The 17,985-nt window shown below is 39.5% G+C and carries 16 protein-coding genes and 5 pseudogenes; all 21 read right to left on the bottom strand.

All coding sequences use genetic code 11. The annotated features are described in order from the left end of the window. Positions 1–5: 5 nt before the first annotated feature. Entirely contained in the window at positions 6–635 is a 630-nt protein-coding gene (locus AEX56_RS01505) for a hypothetical protein (protein WP_049617630.1), read from the bottom strand. A 1-nt stretch (position 636) separates the two neighbouring features. After that, positions 637–1,278 (bottom strand): PRC-barrel domain-containing protein, encoded by a 642-nt coding sequence (locus tag AEX56_RS01500; RefSeq protein WP_053093894.1) that lies wholly within the window; start codon positions 1,276–1,278, stop codon positions 637–639. Next, positions 1,275–2,538 (bottom strand): annotated as a pseudogene (locus AEX56_RS01490) (SSA_2305 family type IV pilus system protein). Before AEX56_RS01490 ends, AEX56_RS01500 begins: the two are co-directional and overlap by 4 nt. A gap of 172 nt (positions 2,539–2,710) precedes the next feature. Then, positions 2,711–3,643: a hypothetical protein gene (locus AEX56_RS01485; RefSeq protein ID WP_049617627.1), complete on the bottom strand. Its 933-nt coding sequence runs from the start codon at positions 3,641–3,643 to the stop codon at positions 2,711–2,713. 108 nt (positions 3,644–3,751) lie between these two features. Beyond that, entirely contained in the window at positions 3,752–4,252 is a 501-nt protein-coding gene (locus AEX56_RS01480; protein WP_049617626.1) for a hypothetical protein, read from the bottom strand. 28 nt (positions 4,253–4,280) lie between these two features. Further along, positions 4,281–4,565: a hypothetical protein gene (locus AEX56_RS01475; RefSeq protein ID WP_049617625.1), complete on the bottom strand. Its 285-nt coding sequence runs from the start codon at positions 4,563–4,565 to the stop codon at positions 4,281–4,283. A 24-nt stretch (positions 4,566–4,589) separates the two neighbouring features. After that, positions 4,590–5,168 carry a hypothetical protein gene (locus AEX56_RS01470; protein WP_049617624.1) on the bottom strand — a complete coding sequence of 193 codons (579 nt, stop codon included), beginning with the start codon at positions 5,166–5,168 and terminating at the stop codon, positions 4,590–4,592. A gap of 67 nt (positions 5,169–5,235) precedes the next feature. Next, positions 5,236–5,895 (bottom strand): hypothetical protein, encoded by a 660-nt coding sequence (locus AEX56_RS01465; protein ID WP_049617623.1) that lies wholly within the window; start codon positions 5,893–5,895, stop codon positions 5,236–5,238. Positions 5,896–5,913: 18 nt separating this feature from the next. Further along, a complete protein-coding gene (locus AEX56_RS01460) occupies positions 5,914–6,351 on the bottom strand; it encodes a hypothetical protein (protein WP_049617622.1) in 438 nt (145 codons plus the stop codon). A gap of 21 nt (positions 6,352–6,372) precedes the next feature. Continuing rightward, a complete protein-coding gene (locus tag AEX56_RS08350; RefSeq protein ID WP_152907862.1) occupies positions 6,373–6,639 on the bottom strand; it encodes a hypothetical protein in 267 nt (88 codons plus the stop codon). 89 nt (positions 6,640–6,728) lie between these two features. After that, on the bottom strand, positions 6,729–7,403 hold the full coding sequence (locus AEX56_RS01450) for a prepilin-type N-terminal cleavage/methylation domain-containing protein (RefSeq protein ID WP_049617620.1): 675 nt from the start codon (positions 7,401–7,403) through the stop codon (positions 6,729–6,731). An 11-nt stretch (positions 7,404–7,414) separates the two neighbouring features. Continuing rightward, positions 7,415–7,891, bottom strand: a complete 477-nt coding sequence (locus AEX56_RS09320; protein ID WP_330218242.1) for a vWA domain-containing protein — start codon at positions 7,889–7,891, stop codon at positions 7,415–7,417. Beyond that, entirely contained in the window at positions 7,888–8,205 is a 318-nt protein-coding gene (locus tag AEX56_RS09315) for a hypothetical protein (RefSeq protein WP_049617618.1), read from the bottom strand. The genes AEX56_RS09320 and AEX56_RS09315 overlap by 4 nt, the downstream gene beginning before the upstream one ends. 87 nt (positions 8,206–8,292) lie before the next feature. Continuing rightward, positions 8,293–8,580, bottom strand: a complete 288-nt coding sequence (locus tag AEX56_RS09310; RefSeq protein WP_049617617.1) for a PulJ/GspJ family protein — start codon at positions 8,578–8,580, stop codon at positions 8,293–8,295. Positions 8,581–8,648: 68 nt separating this feature from the next. Beyond that, on the bottom strand, positions 8,649–9,053 hold the full coding sequence (locus AEX56_RS01430) for a hypothetical protein (protein WP_082326137.1): 405 nt from the start codon (positions 9,051–9,053) through the stop codon (positions 8,649–8,651). A gap of 101 nt (positions 9,054–9,154) precedes the next feature. Further along, complete coding sequence (locus tag AEX56_RS01425; protein ID WP_049617616.1) at positions 9,155–9,589, bottom strand: prepilin-type N-terminal cleavage/methylation domain-containing protein; 435 nt, start codon at positions 9,587–9,589, stop codon at positions 9,155–9,157. A gap of 162 nt (positions 9,590–9,751) precedes the next feature. Beyond that, positions 9,752–10,922: pseudogene (locus AEX56_RS09305) on the bottom strand (type II secretion system F family protein). 6 nt (positions 10,923–10,928) lie between these two features. Continuing rightward, positions 10,929–11,991 (bottom strand): annotated as a pseudogene (locus AEX56_RS01415) (type IV pilus twitching motility protein PilT). A gap of 1 nt (position 11,992) precedes the next feature. After that, positions 11,993–13,555: pseudogene (locus AEX56_RS01410) on the bottom strand (GspE/PulE family protein); the annotation flags it as partial. A gap of 277 nt (positions 13,556–13,832) precedes the next feature. Continuing rightward, complete coding sequence (locus tag AEX56_RS01405) at positions 13,833–14,387, bottom strand: suppressor of fused domain protein (protein WP_049617615.1); 555 nt, start codon at positions 14,385–14,387, stop codon at positions 13,833–13,835. A gap of 680 nt (positions 14,388–15,067) precedes the next feature. Further along, positions 15,068–17,622, bottom strand: a pseudogene (alaS, locus tag AEX56_RS01400) (alanine--tRNA ligase). Positions 17,623–17,985: the final 363 nt, after the last annotated feature.

Raw genomic sequence — 17,985 nt, 5'->3', positions numbered from 1 at the left:
GCAAACTAAGCATGAAGATAAAAAACAAACCTAGGGGAATGAAAATCTGATACTTTGAAAATCTTCCTTTCATTCTGTCCTACACTCCCTGCCAAGCGAACTAACAAACGTCTGTCAATTCTACGCAACAAGTCAATCATTTCTTCTGTCACAACTTCACCTGCATAAAGAAGAACACTACCATCTGAATTAACTAAATCTTTTTGTAATTTTTTTCCAAGTAATAGTCGTTTTTGATTATCAACATAACTCTTCGTTTCACCATTTGGAGCTGGCATTGGTACCACTTGATGATGAATATCAGGCTCAGTAATGGTTTCATATTCTACCGGAATTTGAAACCCATCTCGTTTTCCTTGAACTTCTTTAGGAGTATCATTGTTTGAAAATGACGCAAAAATATCTTCTAATGATTGTTTATGATTTTCAACATTTTCAGTATTTTCTTCATCTTCTTTCAATTGTTTCAAAAATGTATTTTCAATCGCCACTGATTCAATCTCAGGCATTTTCTTTGCCATATTTTCTTCCGATGTAATAGAAGAATCTAGGTCTGAAAAATCTTCAGCAGTCTCTAGATTGGCTAACATAGTATCCAAATCAAAATTTTGATTATTTTCTATCTTAGCCTCCATTTTAGGTACCCATGGATTGATTTGTTTCTTTTTTAGGAGCTGGAGTCTCAATGAAAGTAGTCTCTGCTACGGGCTCTACTTTTTGAGATAAATCAATCTCGTTTTCATTATCAGCTCCTTCTAAAACTGGATGCGGCTTAACTGGAAAATCAATCATTGTTGATTGTGTACTTGTTCCCAAAGTATTGCATTCTTCATTTAAAATGATGTATTCTTTTCCAATCATTAAAATTTGTGATTTAGGAATTTGGAATACTTCTTCATCATTCTCAGGATCAACTAGCAAGAAGCCAATCTCATTTTCATTATCAATAAAATAGTCTGTTACGCGACCAATTTTATTTCCATCTACTGTAATGACAATTTCATCAATGATAACACCTTGCTTATCTACAAGAAGCTGTAATTCCTCTTGTGTAAAGGCCTGCAATGCATCCGAATTTTTCACAGTTGCCGCAAAATTACCAATACCATAAATATTATTACCAATCATTAAGGCATGTGATGGATCTTCATGTCTTGATTTGACAACAAAAGTTAACATAACACCCTTGTCCACTACAACTTGATGAATTTCTCTAAGTCCCACACCTTTTTCAATTTCAATTACTGCGGTTCCAATTACTGACTTGCAACTAATCATAATACTTTACGCTCCTCTAAAAACTTATATTTATTTCTTATGCTTTCACTGATGTGTGGATTGTAGAGTTCCACTCGAATTAACTCTAATAAGCAAAGGGCATTCCGACGAATTTCCTTATCATAAGAATCAATCAAAATTTCTTTCAAGTAGTCCACAGCTTCCTGATAAAAGCCCAAAACTAATAACTCACGAATTTCAAATAATAAGAATCGGAAATAGATTTCTTTATCAATTTGTTCCTCAGTATCAAAATATGGTTCTGCTATTTTCTGCGTTCTCCCCCAATCTGCTGCCTCACCAGACAATGGATCAATGGTCAAAATTACTTCGTCTTGTGTCTGTGTATTATGCAATGTAACTGGTGTTTCTAAATCCTTATGTTCAGAAAAAATTACTTCAATTTCTCGTAAAATCTCTTCCTCTTCATCTGTCACCACAACATCTACAGCCTTGTCTTCCGAAAAAATTCAGATGCACCGGAGTTTCTTTTTCAATAAATAAATTATTAGATTCTTCCTTATCCATATTTCCTGAAAAAAGATTATCCAGTTTAGATAAGGTTTGAGATACTATATCGTCCACTTCTTTTATTGAAGTTTGTTGAGGTTCAAATATTGAAGAATGATAGGAAATTGGCGTAACTTTATCAGTATGTTTCTTATCAACAGCTGAAAGCTCTTCCTCTAAATTTATACGATTTTCTTGATCATTTTGGTCATATAAAGTAGCTTGTTCCTCCTGTGAAGGCATACTTTTTTTCGCAAATTGTGATACATTTTTTGAAGGCATTTGTGTCACTTTATCGGTAGAGGATTTGGTGCCTCTCTTTTTATCCTTTTGTCTTGATTGCAAGCGTGATAGTTTTTTAGAATCGTCTTCCATTGCTTCCGTTTTCTCCATCAATAAACTGCTATATATTGGATTCTCCATGAAAGATTCCTGTACTTGTATCTCACTGACAAAGAATGGTTCTCTAGTTTCTCTGGTTTTTTTGATCTGTTTACGATGCTCTATAGCGTCTCGCATATTTTGTGAAAAAAGTGAGACTACATAGATACCAAAAATACCCGCACATAGACCGCCAAAATAGAGTGGAGTTGCTTGTAAATATTGATACATTTTAGGAAGGAAAAAGACAAACATTCCCATCCATATAGCTAGAAAAATTCGCTTTGCCATCGCCAACTTAGCTGCAAACGTAATACTAATCGTATGAATTATGATGAATGTTAAACCAAACATTTGTAAATACGCCATTATTTCCTCCTTCTTTTTTATTCCTTGTTCGTTCTTTCATCGTTTCATTACATACAGAGATGTGTTTCGAACTAAAACCATGACTCAATATGAACTAAAAGTTAGAAAATGACAAGCAAGCTACACTCATAGAGTTTGTCTGGATTTACTCTATGAGTCGCAATTTCACTGCTTAATTAGATATCAAACTTTGAATTGCAAAATTGTCCAATTTTAATGTTGTTCCACCGCTATTGGTGTTTGGTGTTTCGAAATAGAAACCTTTTACCTTCAATGGATAACTCAAACTCGCCACACTTGCAGGATCAAATCTAGCTTCACGCCACCCTTCCCACTGCAAGCCTTCTAATAAACCTACTTGAATTTCTTGACCATTTGCATTTTCAACAATCATTCCCAAGCTACCATCCCATTTTTGGGAACTATGGAAGTCAAAAATGATATAATCTGGTTTTTCATTCAATGTAATAAATGGATCTTGCAATCTCATTTCATAGATGACTTTTTCTTTACTTGCAGGAATTTGCACAACATTTGAACCAGCACCTTCAAGGAAGTCACCTGTATCTACCGTAACATCAGTCTCTGCATTATTCGCTTTGTTTTTCAATTTTAAGTTTGTTTCAAAGCGATAGAGCGTCGATGTATTGTAATAAGCTGAAATCCCACTCGCATTATTTGTTGAATTGGCTAATTGTTGAAGATAGGCTGGCCCAGGAGCCGATCCTAAACCAGGCCCCAAATCAGACGAATTGCTTGACGATGTTGAAGTAGCTTTTGAATCTGATTTTTTACCACCATCTTCAGAGATGGATAACCAAGATGCACGCTTAAATGGTGAGGCCACATGAGCGAATGGAATTGGCGTTTTATCAACATTGCTAGCTGGTTTACTTACATAGCGCTCTACATCTTCTACTTGATAAAATCTTAGTTTGATATGCCCTTTTTCAATAAGCGGATCAATTCTATCCACTTCTTGCTTAGCCTTAGGAGAACCCAAATCCAATTCACTTGATACAATTGTACGCTCATTTGCGTCAATCATTTTCAGTAATTCTAATACCTGAGAATAATTCCCTGAAAAACCAATATCTGCTGTCATTTGTGTGATATTGGTATTGGCATATTTATTTTCTGCTTCTTGATCTGTCTGTGTAGCTGGTGCCGAATTTTCTTGTGTTTCAGAAGAAGAACCAGAGTTTGTACTAGTTCAAGTAGAAGTGTCTGTACTTGAAGAACCTGTTGTTGATGAAGTTGCTTCATCCTTCTTATCTTTCTCTTGTGCTACCGCATCATTATCTGTCTTTTCAGGAAACTCTAGTTCTTTTGTTTCCGCAAATTCAACCCGCTGAAGAGTGATTCCACTTTTATTGATCAAGTGATCAATCAAATAGATAAACTCCCCCTGATTAGTATTGCCATAATAGTTAGAAGCAACTTTATTGGTATCACTGTTCAGCTTTTTCAATTCTTGAACCATGGCGCCTTTCCGAGCAATCTTTGCGCTTTTTTCGTTAAACTCCAACTGCAACCTGTCATACTCTTCCATTAGCTCACCATTTTTAGTTATTAAACCATTTAAGACATTGTAACAGCCGAATGCAACGAGACCAACAGCAACCGTACCAAGTAATGTTTTTTCTTTTTTATTTAGCTTTAGTCCGAGTTTCTTATCAGTTTTGTTTTCATTATTTTTTTCACTGAAGTCCACATCCTTTGTCTCAATTTCGATGGTAAATTTATATACATCTTAAATCACCTTCTAAATTTTTAAAGATCGTCTGATCATTTGTTACAGTCGCCTTGTCAACTTGAAGTTTTTCGATTTCTTCTAACTGTTGTACCATTTCAGATGCTTCTAGCAACATATGCAATTTATTGATTTCTGTCTCATAGTTACTGTTACTTGTGTAATAATAGAAAGCACCTAACAACACACCCGCTAATGCCGTAGGCTCCCCTCCCCGTAATAGCGACCAAGCGAACTGTGCTGGTCTTTGCAGGAGGGGTATGGTATGTCGCAAAAAAGTTTAAATCTCTCATCATCATTAGTTGGCCCTCCGAATTAACATTGCTACAGCTGGTATAATTTCAGGATCATTATCTGCATTCGGTCCCCAAACAATATTCTCTGAATCAGCGCTACCGACAGCCTCAATCTCACCGTCAAATTTTGTTTTAAATACCGAAATCAAATGCCAGCAAAGTGCACCTTCTCCGATAGAATAAAACTTATCAATCGTTTCACCTGTTGTTGAGCTGAAAAATCGCTCTGTATTGATAATGTGCATTTTTGTTTCATTTAGCCGCTCATCTAAGACGCGCTTGAGGGACAAATCCGTCATTTCACCAGAGACTATCTCATGAAAATGGCGCATGGTTAATTCAGAATTTACTAAGTCTTCAATCTCATGATAACCTCGATCCATATGGTTGCTTGTCACAGATCGACCACGCGCATACAGATAGACATCAATACTATGCTTACCTAGTTGGGCAATCCCAATATTGCCTTCTGTCAAATACATACCGCGATTGTTAATCGCTTCTACACGTTCCAGCCATTTTTCGTAGGTATTGGAGCGAAGGTCAAAGACATATGGTACAAGATGTAAAGCATCTGCCAAGTCGTAATGCTGCTCTACTGTCGCTTTGGTACAGCATAGGTAATCAAAGACTTGCTTCCCTCTTCAATCATACCGCCATCTGATTGCGGACTGAATTGATAATCAATGATATAAGAACTTGTATCGATGTCCAAGTACTGCTGCAACTCAAAGGAGATAAAGTTTTCGATGTCTTCTTCTGCAACGGCATCTGGTACCATAACTGGACGCGCAATGACACCTGTATTATTGACTGCAAAAAAGCATACTTGGCTACGATATCGTTTTCTTTCATCAAATGATCAATGAACTCTATCAATGCATCCATGTTGATGATTAAACCATCATGTACCAATCCTACTGGTAAAGAAGCTTTGACTGTCTTTACGATTTCTAATTCTTTGCGTTTTTGCTTCGCTACTACCAAGGTCAGATCATAGTCATCAAAATCAACAGCTAACAGATTTCCTTTGATAGGCTTTGAAAACATGGTGTAAGGCTGACCAGCATTTTTCCCGCCCTTCCCTTTTTTAGTTGAAAACAAACTAGTGATTGACTTGTTCTTAGTTGAAGCCACTTGTGAGGCTTGAAGCTCGCTGTCTAGCATATACTCCTCATCTGCCAACCCCTCTTTTTTCTTAAAAAGGGGTTGGTTCAACCGTGTTAGCAAGGAGCCTTCCCCGCTTCCGCTATCAGACATATGTCCTGTTTCTTCTTTTTTCTTAAAAGAGAACATTGATCTTCCCATTCTACTTTCTTTTTATTTTTATTCTTTTACTTTGTATTTAGTTTCGAAATATTCTCTCATGGACTTAATTTCATCTGAATTTAATACACGCTCAAATACGGCAATTTCATTAATATGGGTCTGTCCACCGAAGGTAACATGCGCATTAGATAATGCTTGTCTATTATAGCTTCTATCCTTTGCAATTAATGTATCTGTATGGACTTCTATTCCATTCAGAAATACTTCCACTTTCAGTTGAGAACCGTTAACTGGTCGGCTTACAATTTGAATAGAGTTATCTTTATCTTTCTCAATTATCCCAATTCCTTGAGAATTTTTTGAAATATTACTATTAGATGAAGCACCATATGATGCAGTCAAACTACCATCACTAGACTCAGTCAGATTCCATGAGAGACTAGTCCCAAATTGATACGATACTAGGGCACCTGACTGATTTTCTTTTGTGAGCAAGAAAGAATTGGTCAGACCATTTTACATCTTTAAATCTTTCAGGTTCAAGCTATTATTTTGCAAAGCCAACATCTGTCGAGCTTGATGTTTTTCCTTATCAAAAATGCTCTTTACAGCCACACTGTCTGTAATTTTTTGACCATCTCGATAGTTTAGAAGCTCAACCCCTTGATGCTCTGAACTATCAGTCGGAACTGCTGATATTGTACCATCTTCATTTTTTTCACAGCAAGATCGGCATCTGTATGGAATACCAAAGCTTTCGTAATTGGAATCCCCATTATCCAAATACGATGTTCAGCCTCTTGGTATTGGCCTACTCGACCAAAAGAGTTGATGGCGCGAGCTGCAAAGGTTAAATAGGAGCCACGCATTTTCTACTCAAATTTAAATCCCTTATTATCTTTACGAATTTGCTTAAAGTCGTCCATCATCTTTGGTTGCTTTACTTTAGAATCTGTCGAACCACTAGGTGCTATACTACCTACTACAACAATTGGTATTTTAGGATCTTGTTCGTTTTTGATAGAGAGATGGCTTTGGAACCAACCTTCCTCTGTATGAATTTTAGAACTAGTTGACTTTTCGGTCAACTCAACACGCCCATCTGGTGTTTGATCACCGACATAATAGTAAGCTTTCCCTTTTGGTTCAGTCTTTTCATCAAGAGTAACCTTTAAATCTTTAGGGATTTCCAAAGCACTCTCTTTATTATTAGCGACAAAGAGATGAATTTTTTTATGAACCTTATCATTTTGATAGGACAAATTTGTCCCTGTCACTGTTACCGTTCGTGGAGCGTCGCTTCCAATTTGATAGGTAAATTCCCGCTCATCTGTACCTGAGCCTCCATTTTTCTTGACATCTGCTAATCTACTTTCAAATTGCTCTTGGATAGCAAAATTAGTTTCATTTTGAGTGCGGAGCCCAAATACATTATTAAATGAGTCGGAGAAAAAGCTCATGGTTCCCACAACGATAACAGAAATAAGAATTAAGGAGATGATAACCTCTGCGAGGGTAATCCCTTTTCTTTTCTTAAAACTTTTCATACAGTACCCCACTACGGTCCAACTACAAACCAGAGATCTTGTTCGATTTGTTTCTTAATATCACTAAAGACCTTTGCCAACTCTTCTTGATTGGATGCATCATAGTAGTTTGCATCTACATTATCTGATAGATCAAATTCTGGTCCATCATAGTTAAAGACATCTATATAACGACTAGATTGCCATTTATCTCTATACTGTCCGACTGTATAGAGATTAGGAACTCCGTCTGTTAAGAGAACAACATACTTGAATTGAGCAGGATTTTTTTGAAGACTAACCATGGCGTGGCGAAGTCCGTCGCCAGGATTGGTCCCTCCATCTGGTTTCATATTTTGAATATTTTGTTTAATGGTCCCTGACCCTGATTTTAAATCAACAAATTCCTCTTGGATGTAGTCCCCCAGAGTAGAGAATTGTACTAGGTTGACACTAACGTTCCCCAAATCACTTAATTCATCAATCATATCCTTTGCTTTCTCTTTCAAAATATGCATTCTGATATTTGAAGGTTTGCCACGATTATTTTTTCCCCGTTGATATCCCAGCCCATCGACCCTGATGTATCAAAGACAAAACTGATAGCTGTATTCATCTGTCCTTCGATAGGGTCATTACGGTAAGCAATAGCGACCCCTTCCTTGCCTCTAGAAACGTGGGAGAAAACTTGTTTTGTATTGAGAGCGACTGAAGCCGAATCTAATGCAAATTTTTTATTAATATTGGTATACTGTCCCTTGACTTCGTAATTCACCAAGCGGTTATCTTGGTAATTTTCATCGCTTGAGAATTTGAGGTCCATCGTAATGTCGTAAAAATGGCGATTTCCTAGCTTAATTTCATCCCAAGTATTTTTTTCTTTATTCCAAGAAAAGTTGACTAGATTTTTTTAATCTTTTGTGAGACCGATATAACTCCAGCCAGATTTCAAACTTTTAGTATCACCATCATACTTTGAGTCATCTAAGACGAAGATGGCTGTAGAATTTTGAACATTTTTATCTACAGCCTGCATACTAGTTCGAACTTCTGCTTGTATAGTCGCTTCCTTGTCAACCAGATCCTTGCTCGCAAAGACTGTCTGAGAAATGACACCCAGCACAAGTGAAACCACTGCGATGAGTGAAATGGAGACGATGAGTTCAACGAGTGTAAATCCTCTTTTTGCCTGTTTCATTTATTTTTTCTTTCTATTTTGAATGTTGAATCCCACTTTTCTCTGTTCTCAAAGCTGGATTTTCCAAGTTAAAACGAACCGTGTGATGTGACAGTCACATAGTAATCATTCTTAGATTTACTATCTTTTGGACTAAACTCACCTGTCATGGTAATCTTTGCGGTACCATGTTCGAACTGGTGAGTAGCTGTTGCTTTTTCTTCTGAAGTTTTCTGTCTATTGGCTCGTTTAGAAAACTCTGTATAGAGGTCCGACGTTTTGCCATCTCCCTCGAAGAAAGCCCCGAGCGACAACTGACTACCCGATGTCGCGACATACTTGGCGTCTAGATAGTGGTAATTCCGCAGGGTCTGTCGGTTGGCTGTGCTTAGGACACCCGCCATCAGGGCAACTGTCGCTGTCACGATGACCATCATAACGACGACCATGGACAGGGTGCCCCCTTTTCTTTTTTTTCGGATATTTTCGTTCATGTTTTCCTCCTCTATGGTCTTACCAAAAGCCTGATGAGGGGTATCAGACCTTTGATAAGACCCGACGAAATGTCGGGGTAGAGTTTTTAGATTATTTTTTATTATTGATTTTTAGGACTAAAAGTATAGGTCCATGTTTCTGACTTAGGTTTATCAGTACCATTCGGATTAGTGTAAGTTGAAGTGAGTTTTCCACCATCAATTACGTGTGCAGCATTACCTTTATCTTTCTCAACAGATGAAATTACATCTGACCCTTTGATATTCATGTATTCTTTAAACTCATCAATACTACTAATATTTTCATATTCAGTCGTTGGATCTTCAGCTTGGGCAATGCGTGATTGGATAGCTGTTACCAACTGACGGTGTTCAGATTGGATACGTGATTTGCGAGCGCTTTCTTGGAAAGCTGCTATACGTGGAAGAGCTACAGCAGCGATGATAGCAATGATGATGATAACGACGACCAACTCGACAAGGGTAAACCCTTTTTTCTTAGCATTGCGACGGATGTTTTGTAATTTACTTAGCATGTTTATTTCCTTTTCTTTTTCAGAAATGTATAGGTCTGCCTGCTCGATATTTAGAGAGACTCTACAAACTCTCCGAGTAAGCGGGGCAGCCATAGGTAGTTGAGAGGAGCCATAGGTAATTGAGGGAAGGTTAGGATAGTTTGTTCCAGTCTCAACCTTCAATCAATGGCCTATGGTCATCTCCTGTGCCAGTTTTGTTTGTCCTGCCAGACCAAGCAACGGAAGCATGATAGAGGCTACGATACCACCGATAACAATCCCCATGATGATGATGAGGGCTGGCTCCATGAGAGAGCAACTGCTTAATGGCAGCTTCGAGTTCTTCCTCGTAGTAGGCAGAGGTCTTATGGAGCATAGACTCTAGCGACCCTGACTCCTCTCCAATCTTGACCATGGAGAGCATCATCGGAGGAAAGAGCTCCGTTTGGCCGATCATCTCCGTCAGATTTTCCCCTTTTTGGATTCCTTCACTAGCCTTATCAATCTTATCAACCACCACACTAGTGTTGGTCGTTGAAGCAGCTGCTTCCAAAACATCTACCAGTGGGATACCCGCACTAGTTAGCGTTGCTAAAGTACTTGAGAAACGAGCGGTTATGATTTTTTGGATAGAAGTCTTGATAATCGGAAGATTTAGCTTGAGTAGGTCAAGCTGAAGAGAATATACCAGTAGGATTGGACCCAGTTACTGAGGAAGAGGACAATCCGTGTCGGTAGTGGCAACTCCACTCCTCCACTCTCGAAGATATCCTTAAAGGACGGTACCACGACATAGAGAAGGACAAAGACCGCACCGATAACCAGCAAACTCAAGATTGCTGGATAAATCATAGCACCTGTAATCTGACGATTGATCTTGACTTCCTTGGTATAGTGAACGGACATTTTTTCCAAGACTTCATCGATTTTACCTGCCTTTTCACCCGCTTCAATCATACGGATGAGGAGATTAGGGAAGACCTTGCCTTGCGCTTTCATCGTTTGAGAGAGCTGATTTCCCTCTTTGAGTTGAGTACTCATTTTTTTCAGAGCAGCTTTTAAAGGCTTAGAAGTCGTTTGATGCTCCATGATATCCACAGCATTGTTGAGCGGGATACCAGCTTCTAACATAACCGACATTTGCTTACAGAAAAGGGAGATATCTGTTATTTTGACCTTTTTAGGTCCACCCAGCGTAATCTCGGTCGAACCAAGACCCTTTTCTTCAACACTGATGGGACGGACGCCCTTTTAGTCGGAGCTGGGCTAGAGCTTCGCCCTTAGAGTCTACATCCAGTTCTAAAACTTGAACTCGATTTTTTTCGTCAATATATTTACATACGAACCCTGCCATCGTTTTCTACCCCATCATGACTACTTTTTCGACTTGCTCACGGTCTACTGCGTAAGAGAGCAAGGTCTTGCGATCAATTAGATTGCGACGATAGAGGCCAAGCAGAGAGGTATCCATTGTGATCATTCCCTGACTAGCTCCCGTTTGGTTTGGTGTCAACAATTGGTGAGTTTTCCCTTCACGGATAAGATTTCGAACCGCAGGTGTCGCTAGCATAATTTCAAATGCTGCTACTCGCCCTTTACCGTTTGATGTACGCATCAATTGCTGAGATACAACACCTTCTACAACGGCAGGCAGAGAGTTGAACACGAATTTGTTCTTGCTGTTCGGCAGGAAAGACATCAATAATACGGTCCATTGTATTAACTGCTCCAACCGTATGGAGTGTAGAAAGGACTAAGTGACCTGTTTCTGCCGCACGGAGAGCAATCTCAATAGTTTCCTTATCCCGCATCTCCCCTACAAGGATGACATCCGGGTCCTGACGAAGGGCACCTCGGAGAGCATTTCCAAAGCTCTGTTTGTCCGCACCAAGCTCACGCTGATTGACCAAACACTGCTTATGTGTGTGCATGTACTCGATCGGATCTTCGATGGTGATGATGTGCTCATCACGTAGCTCATTCATATAGTTGATCATCGTGGCTAGGGTCGTCGATTTCCCTGAACCGGTTGGTCCTGTTATCAAGATTAGACCCCGACGTTTTTCAGCCAATTTTTTTATAACAGCTGGCAATCCGAGGGACTCCATGCTAGGAATTTGATTCGGAATGACTCGCAAGGCAATCCCTGAGTTGTTTCGTTGTTTAAAGATATTGACCCGCAAACGGAAACCGTTATCAACTTCGTAGGCACAATCCACTTCTCCCACTTCAAGCAGGTATTGAATTTGCTTTTCTGTTAGTATTTCTTTGGCAAATCGGACAGTGTCCGTATTTGTCATCTTTTCATCAGTGATGGGCGTTAGCTTTCCGTGCAAACGCATCGTTGGCTCAGCCCCCACTGTAAAATGAATATCCGACGCACCATGTTCAATGGCTTGTTTGATTAATTCATCTAAATTCATCTTAGGCTTCTCCCTCTAGACTAAAGGCAATCTTCATTGCTTGCTCCATTGTCGTTATCCCATTTTTAGCTGTTTCTATTGCTTCTTCTGCCAAGTCTCTCATCCCCTGTGAGCGAGCTTGATTGCGCAATTCAGCGGTTGTCGCACCTTTGTTGATCATAGCTTTTATTTCTTTGGTGACGGCCATGATTTCATGAATCGCAATACGACCATAGTAACCAGTTCCACCGCAATAGTTACAACCTTCACCTTTGTACAGCTTATCCCCATGGTGAATACCTAGATGCTGATAATGATTTCCTTCAACGGTATAGGCTGTCTTACACTTCGGACAGATGCGTTTAATCAAGCGCTGTGCGATAATCCCGACAGTGGCAGTTGAAACCAAGTAAGGTTTAATCCCCATATCCACTAGACGGTTGACTGTAGAGGCTGTATCATTGGTATGGATCGTAGATAGCACAACGTGACCTGTAATGGCGGCACGGACAGCGATACTGGCTGTCTCCTCATCCCGAATCTCCCCTAGTAGGACAATATCCGGGTCCTGACGCAAGATACTTCTCAAACCACCGGCAAATGTCAAACCTGCTTTGACATTCACCTGTACTTGGTTAACTCCGTCCAGTCTGTATTCTACAGGGTCTTCAACAGTGATGATATTTTTTCCAACATCGCTTAACTCGCGCAAGGCTGTATAAAGAGTGGTTGTTTTACCAGACCCCGTTGGCCCTGTCAGCAAAATAATTCCTTCAGGCGCTTTCAATATATCATCAAAGATTTTTTCATTGGCTGGTAAAAACCCAAGTTCTTCCTTACTCAAAAGAGTAGCATTTAGATTCAGAATCCGGATAACAATCTTCTCACCGAAAACAGTCGGAAGGACAGACACACGCATATCCACTTTACGTCCATCAATCGTAGTCTCGATCCGACCATCCTGTGGAATCCGACGTTCTGCAATATCCAAGCCACTCATAATCTTAATCCGTGTAGCAATAGCAGAATGTGTAGAGGCTTTTAATTGCATATTTTCAACGAGCGTCCCATCAACACGGAAACGAACTCGAACGACTTTCTCAAATGGCTCGATGTGAATATCTGATACCCGTGTTTTGATGGCTTGGCTGACAATCGAGTCAATCAAGCGAACTACGGGTGAATTTTTAATTGAGATGTCTTCTTCCACGACATCATCTTCAACACCGAATCCCTCAATTTCTGTCGCTGCTTGATGTGCTGCATCACCCTGTGAGTAATACTGGTCAATATATTTTTGAATATCATCACTCAAACCAATGTGTGCCTCAATCGGCATCTTCGATACAATTCGAACATCATCCAAGGCGATATAATTTTTAGGATTTGCCATCGCAACGATAAGTCTTGGCTCCATATCCTCTGTAAAGGCGATAGGAATCAAGCAGTGGCGACGTGCGATTTTTTCTGATACCTTAGCAACCGCTTCCTTATTAATCGAAAACTGAGAAAGGTTGACTTGAGGTGTTTTGTAATAGTAACTTAACACTTTTAACAAATCTTCTTCATTGACATACCCTTTTTTAAAAGGTATTTTCAAGAGAAGTATCCGTTGCTTTCATTTCATGTATGATATTTTGTCTATCACTTTCGCTGAATAGGCGCGAACGTACCATAATTTCTAAAATTTCTATACTTCTCACCACCTTTCTTTATTTTATGTTTTTCATACTTAGTATTTTTGCATTCGAACAATAACACAATTTTGCTAACAAAATTTTTTCTCACAATTTTAGTGAGAAATCGTGAGAAGGATTCCATGATGAATTTATCTGCTTCGTCCTACTGTATCTGCTATGAATTTATCGTACAGACTGTCTATGATAGTCCGTAATAAAGTCTGGTATCTCACTATATAGACGTTGCACAGATTGACTATCTGTCAGACTTCGTAGCTCCGCATCCGTCACTCCAACAAATTGAATAAACCGGACTTCTTCATTTGGTGTCTGAACTTTTTCTACCGTATCAGCCGGAACACAGATAAAGCCTGTCAATAGAGACTGTTGGTGTACGTCAACCCCCTCTGTCTGACCAGTATAAACATACTCGTATGGACCAAAAATCTCACCTTTTTCACGTGTCAAACTCGCTAAACTTTTCAATAAGTTTGCAGTACCTATAATGACTTCCTCTTCTTTGTCATCAGGGTGTTTTTTCAGCTTATAAGTAAATTCCATCCCAAAGCTAGTCGTATCTGTTCCTTGATCATACACATCTGATAAGCCATAGGTTACAAAATGCCAGTAATCTCCAGCATCATAGACATTAATCCCCTCTAAGCTATGCTTTCCACCTTCCAAGCGAGAAGGGCTGGCACTTAAGTGTCGTGTTTTATCTTGTCCTGGATAAGACAATAAAAAAGCATCTGTAATAGCTTGCCAACCAGCTGGAATCTTTTTCTGTAGTATTTCTTTTTCCTTCCGATTCCGATTTTGGCTTTTTCATTAAAAAGTTTAAAAATCCCATCTAGACTCCTTTCTATCTTTTACATCCATTTGAACTAGCTTACTTGATGTAAACAAATAGAAAACGCCTACACCAAACAACACTGATAGATTGTAACATATCAAATCCATCGTTTGACTTATATATTTTAGGCATTTTTCTCAAAATACGGAACGTTAATAATACACAAAATGAGAAAACTGTATGGAAGCATATAAAAATATTGATTATTTACCAAATATAAACTGAAGCCATTGTCTCAATTTTAAAAAAATAATTTTCACCGTGTTGTAAAATAAAGTGCAACAGAAAAAGACATGTTTATCCGCTACACTAAAAGTTACGACACCAAGTATAGAAAAATGATAAACATGTCTACTACTAATTATACAACAAAACATTATATATGCACCTCACATCTGGTCTGCGGAGAAAACTTGCTTTCTTAATAAAACAAAGGTGCTTCCAAGGCTGAAATTACTCATCAGATAGGTGTTCTTCCTTCCAACCATCCTCATTCGTGAAATCTAGCTTTAATTATGATGTTTTTCAAAAAAATCCACGTTTGAAAACATGGATTTATGAATAATTAAAATTGTGCCGGAACAGCTGCTAAAAGCTCTGCAATCTTAGATGCATCTGAGCCACCTGCCATGGCCATATCTAGTTTCCCACCACCACGACCAGCTACGATTGGCGCAAGAGCTTTGATGACATTTCCAGCATGTACATCTTTAGACTTGCTTGCTACCAAGACGTTCACCTTTTCGCCGATAGCTGCAACAAGAACCAACACATCTGAGTAATCTTTTTGTTTCCAGTTGTCTCCAAATGTACGAAGAGCTCCCGCGTCTGATACAGACACTTGGCTTGCAATGTAGCGCACGCCATTAGTCTCTTTGACATCTTTAAAGAGATCTCCAGCTTGAGCTGCCGCTGCTTTTTGTTTGAGCTCTGCATTTTCCTTCTGTAAATCGCGGACCTGCTCTGCAAGAGCCACCACTTTATTTGGAACTTCTTTTAATTGAGGAGCTTTGAGGGTCGCTGCTACTGCTTTAAGAGAATCCTCTTGCGAACGGTAAGTTTCAAAGGCTTGTTGTCCAGTCACAGCTAAAATACGACGGGTACCTGAACCGATACCTTCTTCTTTAACAATCTTGAAAATACCGATTTGGGAAGTATTAGACACGTGTGTACCACCACAAAGTTCAACAGAATAATCTCCCATTGTAACAACACGAACAACTTTACCGTACTTTTCACCAAATAGTGCCATAGCACCCCATTGACTTGAGTTTCAATCTGGCGCAGTTCATCAGCTGTTACTGCTTCAAAGTGTGTAAAGTCAAAACGAAGGAATCCTTCTTCATTGAGGGAACCTGCTTGGGTAGTGTGGTTACCAATGACATTGTGAAGTGCAGCGTGAAGCAAGTGGGTTGCTGAGTGATTTTTTTCAACTGAAAAGCGACGATTTTTATCGATTGCAAGCATGTGGTTTGTTCCAACTGACAAGCTAGCTAAGACGTCAACCGTATGAAGTGCCTGTCCATTTGGCGCTTTTTGAACATCCGTCACACGCGCGACGATATCGCCTTTTTCATTTTTGATGACACCATGGTCTGCAACCTGTCCACCCATTTCTGCGTAGAAAGGTGTTTGGTTAAAGACAAGAAGAGCTTGTCCTTCTGAAACCACTTCTGAACGTTCATTATCCACAACGATAACAGAAAGTTGTGATTCTAATGTATCAACATAGTAAACAAATTCTGACGGCTCAGTGATCCCTGCAAGGGTTTCGTTTTGCATTCCCATTGAGCCACCTTTGACAACAGCTGCACGCGCACGATCTTGTTGCTCTTTCATAGCAGCTTTGAAACCGTCGTGGTCAATCTTGTAACCAGCGTCTTCGGCTAATTCTTCTGTTAATTCTACTGGGAATCCGTAAGTGTCATAAAGCTTGAAGATATCCTTACCATCAAGTGTGTCTTTACCAGCAGCTTTTAAGTCTGCAAGCAAGTCTTCCAAATGACCAGTACCTGCATCAATGGTACGAGCAAAAGTTTCTTCCTCGCGTTTGACAATTTTCTCGATGAAATCGCGTTTTTCAAGGACTTCTGGATAGTAGCTTTCCATGATTTGACCAACTGTTGGAACGAGTTTATAGAGGAAAGCATCCGTAATCCCTAAGCGACGACCATGCATGACCGCACGACGAAGGAGACGACGAAGAACATAACCACGACCCTCGTTTCCTGGAAGAGCACCGTCACCAATAGCAAATGACAAGGCACGAATATGGTCTGCAATGACCTTAAAGCTCATATTATCGCCATCTTGGTCATAAGTTTTACCAGACAGTTTTTCCACTTCACGGATAATTGGCATGAAGAGGTCTGTCTCAAAGTTTGTTTTTGCTCCTTGGAAAATAGCAGCCAAACGCTCCAAACCAGCGCCCGTATCAATGTTTTTATTTGGCAATTCTTTGTATTCAGAACGTGGCACTTCTGGATCAGCATTGAATTGAGATAAAACGATGTTCCAGATTTCAATGTAACGGTCGTTTTCAAGATCTTCTTCCAAGAGACGAATACCGATATTTTCTGGGTCAAAAGCTTCCCCACGGTCAAAGAAAATTTCAGTATCTGGCCCAGAAGGTCCAGCACCAATTTCCCAGAAATTTTCCTCAAGTGGAATCAAGTGACTTGGATCCACACCCAGAGCAATCCAGCGATTGTAGGAATCTTTATCCTCTGGATAGTAAGTCATGTAGAGTTTTTCTTTAGGAAATGCAAACCACTCTGGACTTGTTAACAATTCAAAACCCCACTCAATGGCTTCATCACGGAAATAATCACCGATTGAGAAGTTCCCAAGCATTTCAAACATGGTATGGTGACGCGCCGTTTTCCCAACGTTTTCAATATCATTGGTACGGATGGATTTTTGCGCATTGGTAATACGTGGATTTTCAGGAATAACTGATCCATCGAAATATTTTTTGAGAGTGGCTACACCAGAGTTGATCCAAAGAAGCGTTGGGTCATTAATAGGAACCAAGTTAGCAGATGGTTCAACAGAGTGACCTTTTGATTTCCAGAAATCAAGCCACATTTGACGAATTTGAGCAGAAGATAGTTGTTTCATAATATAAGATATAGAGTCCGCCCGTGATTGGACAGAAAATTAGGAAGCTACCGCTGGATGCTTGCATCCAAGAAAGCTTATCTATTTTCCGACAATCACAGGACGAATTCAGTTCCTTTCGTTTGCTGTTGATTAGTAGTAAAGTAGTTAAAAAAATAGGAAACCTGACAAAGACGCTTGCGTCTAGGAAGTGTTTATCTTTTTGACAAAGTCCGTAGCCCGAGTTCAGTTTGAAGTAAACTCGGTACCCTTTCCTTTCAGTTTTTTGTTGGGGCGGATCCAATGAACTAACCCAAGTTTTTCTTTCATAGTTCTCTATAAAAATCTCAGCTGGGGTGATTTGTCACAAATCAAAAAACAACA

Source organism: Streptococcus sp. X13SY08, from assembly GCF_001182825.2.
Lineage (GTDB): Bacteria > Bacillota > Bacilli > Lactobacillales > Streptococcaceae > Streptococcus.
This window is presented reverse-complemented; position numbering and strand designations above follow the sequence as displayed.